Below are 3,630 nucleotides of genomic sequence, written 5' to 3' on the forward strand. Positions count from 1 at the left end.
CAATCCAGCGGTGATTAAGTTAGCAGAAGCTGCAACTACACCTGAAGCTCAAATGAAAGCCGTACTAGACGAACTTGCTGCTTTCAACGCACCACCGCTCGATCGACTCTCACCTGAAAACGCTCGTAACAATCCCACAGCGGCAGATGCCGTCATCGGTGTATTAGCTAAACAGGGCAAACCCGCAGTGGAAATGGTCGGAGATATCAGTCATCAACTCATTCCTGGCCCAGCAGGCGACCTCCTCGCCCGAATTTATCGTCCCCAGGGTCAAGGCTCTTTCCCCGTATTAGTCTACTTTCACGGTGGCGGCTGGGTTATTGCCAATCTCAATACTTATGATGCTTCTTGCCGTGCGCTCACCAATGCCGCCAAGTGTATGGTTGTCTCCGTCGCCTACCGTCAAGCTCCAGAACATAAGTTTCCAGCCGCCGCCGAAGATGCCTATGCAGCACTTCAATGGGTGATGACGAATGCCGCTCAACTTAAAGGCGATCCTCGGCGAGTTGCCGTTGGTGGCGAGAGTGCTGGCGGCAACTTAGCGGCTGTAACTTGCTTAATGGCACGCGATCGACAGGGTAAAATGCCAGTACATCAGATGCTGATTTATCCCGTAACCAATTATGCCTTTGATACACCTTCATATCAGGAGATTGGGACTAATCCTCAAGTACCGCTCAATCGACTGGGGATGGAATGGTTCTGGGATAAATATCTCCAGAGTCCGGCTGATGGCAGTAATCCTTACGCATCCCCATTGAGAGCTAAGAGCCTAAAAGGTCTACCACCTGCAACCGTGATTACGGCAGACATCGACCCCTTGAGGAGCGAAGGACAAGCCTATGCACAGCGATTACGCACCGAAGGTACAACTGTTAGAGCCACTAACTATACCAACGTGACGCATGAATTTTTTGGGATGGGAGCAGTAGTAAATAAGGCGAAACAGGCTGTACAACAAGCAGCAGCAGGATTACGTTCGAGTTTCAATCGCTAGGGGAAAATCACTTGAGCCAAGTAAAGTAGAACGTTGTACCCTTACCAATCTGGGACTCTAACCAAATGGTTCCACCTTGGGCTTCAACAATTTTTTTGACAATTGCCAGTCCGATTCCCGTACTGTCCGTTCGATTTTGAGGGTTTACTGCCTGGAACATGCCAAAAATCCGCTCATGCTGCTCTGGTGAGATCCCGACACCATTATCGGCGACGCTAAATTCATACCGATCCTCCTGCTCTCGTACCGCCACATGAATCGAGCCATAAGGCTTGGGGTGATGCTCGATGCCATTACCGATGAGATTGGCAAACACCTGGGATAGTAAGAGACGGTTTGTGAATACGGTCGGCATTGGCGCAATCTCGATGCAAAATGTCGGTGGCGGATCGATCGAATCGATGACCTCAGCTAGCAATCGCGCCACTTCAACCGACTCGTTCGATCCGTCCGTTCGTCCGGTGCGGGCATAGTCGAGTAGTCCATCGATGAGAGCAGACATCCGCTCGACTCGGCCCCGTAACAGTGTCATTTGCCCTTGAGTGGAGACTGTGAGCGAACCCTCTAAATCCTCTTCAATCCACTTAGCGAGATTGCCAATTGCCCGTAGGGGTGCTTTGAGATCGTGCGAGATGCTCCAGACAAAGCTGTCTAGCTCTTGATGGCGATGTTCGAGCGCGGCTTGGTTGTGTTCGCGCTCTTGTTCGGCGGCGATTCGTTCGCCTTCGAGCCATTTACGTTCGTTAATATCCCGAAAATAAATCCCCAATCCGGCGGTAGACGGATAAGCATGAAGCTCGAACCAACTGCCAATTGGCTCGTAAAATACCTCAAAATGTACCGCCACTCGATCGGTCACAGCCCTGCGATATTCTTGCTCGACGAAGTTATTCACCGACTGGGAAAAAACTTCCCAATAGGTTTTACCGATAAATTCTTCAGGTGTAAGACCGACTATTCGCTCGATTACTTGAGTTGCTGCTGGATTGGTGTAGACGATCCGCCAATCACGATCGAGGCTGATATACGCATCGTTCATGCTTTCCCAGATCGTCGTAATTTGTGCGCTAGATGCCTGCAACTGCTCTTCGCGGTGCCGTAATTGGAGCCGCAAGCGGGTATTCTCGATCGCACTTTGCATGGCTGAGATTAATAGCTGTGGCGTAAAGCTGCCCTTGACTAAATAATCTTGAGCACCTAGTTTCATCGCTCGAACTGCAACACTTTCGCTACCCTGCCCCGTCATCATCACGACAGGTAGACTCCGACCGGGACTTCGCTGTGATATTATCTCTAGGAATTTCAGCCCATCCCCGTCTGGGAGCAAATAATCGAGTAAGATCGCATCGATCGTTTTCATACTATATAGTTCCAGTCCCTCCGCCACCGATCCCGCTTCAATTAGATCGTAAGCACAGCTTGAATCGCTCAGTAGGCACTCTCGATATACCGCTCGATTTTCTAGCAAGTCTTCGACAATCAACACTGTGAAGGTAGGGAGATTCATATTAGTCACAACAACTAAGCTGTTGTGCATGATAGGTTGACACAATCGATTGGTACTGTGCCCCCACAACCTAGCAGATATTAAATATTTTTACAATGTCACATGTACTAAATTTGATACCTGGGCGATCGAATCCGAACTCAGGTGTCAAATCTCAAAAACTGCCTGAGTACAGCAAACTTTTTAAATTTTGACACATAATAATATTTGACGTAGATGCTACTTAAATATCTCATCATGGGAGTTTTTGTCCCTTTTTTTAGATCTGCTCTGAGTCTGTTCGGGTAGGTGAGTATTCTCCACTAAAATTTAAGTTATGTATCCTTCGATCGGCTGATGATTTTATTAAATAATCGAGCCATTATTAACCAGCCATAAGTACAAAAAACTCAATGATAATAAATTAAATATTAAGATAAATATTTAGCTAAAGTTATCGATTAAATAATACTTTCCTCACAAGATCCTCACAACTTCAGACTAGGATAGTGTGAGCAGGTTCGGATTATAAATCTATCGAATAATTAACATGCCGAAAATCATCGCTGAAGCCAAAACGTAGAAGTTCACAGGAGTAGCAAAAATCGAAGAAATCTGATAGGGTAAGGCATATGGAGAAGACAGTGCCAGAACTAAGAGCGGCAATAAGTCCAGAAGAGTGGTCACAAGTGCCAGTAAGTGTTCTGAAACTAATTGAAGAATTAGTGCGGCGGATGGATAAGATTGAGCAAGAAATGGCAGAACTGCGAACAGAAAATGAGTTGCTCAAAGAACAACTAGCAAGAACATCAGCAAATTCATCACAACCACAATCAAAGAATCCTCAAGGCTTTTTAATAACAACCTATCGATTTATTTTTACTCGATCGTAGTAATGTCAATGATACCCCGTCGCAGCTTTTTAGATACTTTTTTATCCTCCATTTGATAGAGTTTTTCTTATCGCTAGAATCATACAGTGTTAGTCAACTGAGTCTCATCACTGAGGGGTATCAGGAAAGGTTTTTAGTATCAAGAATCAATTCACCCACTAGCGGAGCAGGAATCTCCTCGCTCCAGATTCGGAGGAATCACAGATGACAATGACTTTAGACAGCAGTATCAAAGCCTTCCAAAGCAGCCTCAC

3 protein-coding genes are annotated in these 3,630 nt (G+C 46.3%); 2 read left to right on the forward strand and 1 reads right to left on the reverse strand.

What is annotated here, in order from left to right:
• Nucleotides 1-997: alpha/beta hydrolase (locus tag ACEW9J_RS08830; protein ID WP_373544766.1), on the forward strand; the 997-nt coding region annotated here is incomplete at its 5' end.
• 7 nt (nucleotides 998-1,004) lie between these two features.
• Here the strand turns inward: ACEW9J_RS08830 and ACEW9J_RS08835 are convergent.
• Nucleotides 1,005-2,534, reverse strand: a complete 1,530-nt coding sequence (locus ACEW9J_RS08835; RefSeq protein WP_373544767.1) for an ATP-binding protein — start codon at nucleotides 2,532-2,534, stop codon at nucleotides 1,005-1,007.
• A 581-nt stretch (nucleotides 2,535-3,115) separates the two neighbouring features.
• On the opposite strand from ACEW9J_RS08835, the gene ACEW9J_RS08840 reads away from it, so the two are divergent.
• Nucleotides 3,116-3,376, forward strand: a complete 261-nt coding sequence (locus ACEW9J_RS08840; RefSeq protein WP_373544768.1) for a hypothetical protein — start codon at nucleotides 3,116-3,118, stop codon at nucleotides 3,374-3,376.
• Nucleotides 3,377-3,630 lie beyond the last annotated feature (254 nt).

It is taken from the genome of Chamaesiphon sp., from assembly GCF_041737865.1.
GTDB lineage: Bacteria > Cyanobacteriota > Cyanobacteriia > Cyanobacteriales > Chamaesiphonaceae > Chamaesiphon.

What these genes read in the sequence shown, in the direction of transcription:
- ACEW9J_RS08835 (WP_373544767.1), bottom strand. Translation starts at nt 2,534, where the DNA reads ATGCACAACAGCTTAGTTGTTGTGACTAATATGAATCTCCCTACCTTC.
- ACEW9J_RS08840 (WP_373544768.1), top strand. Translation starts at nt 3,116, where the DNA reads ATGGAGAAGACAGTGCCAGAACTAAGAGCGGCAATAAGTCCAGAAGAG.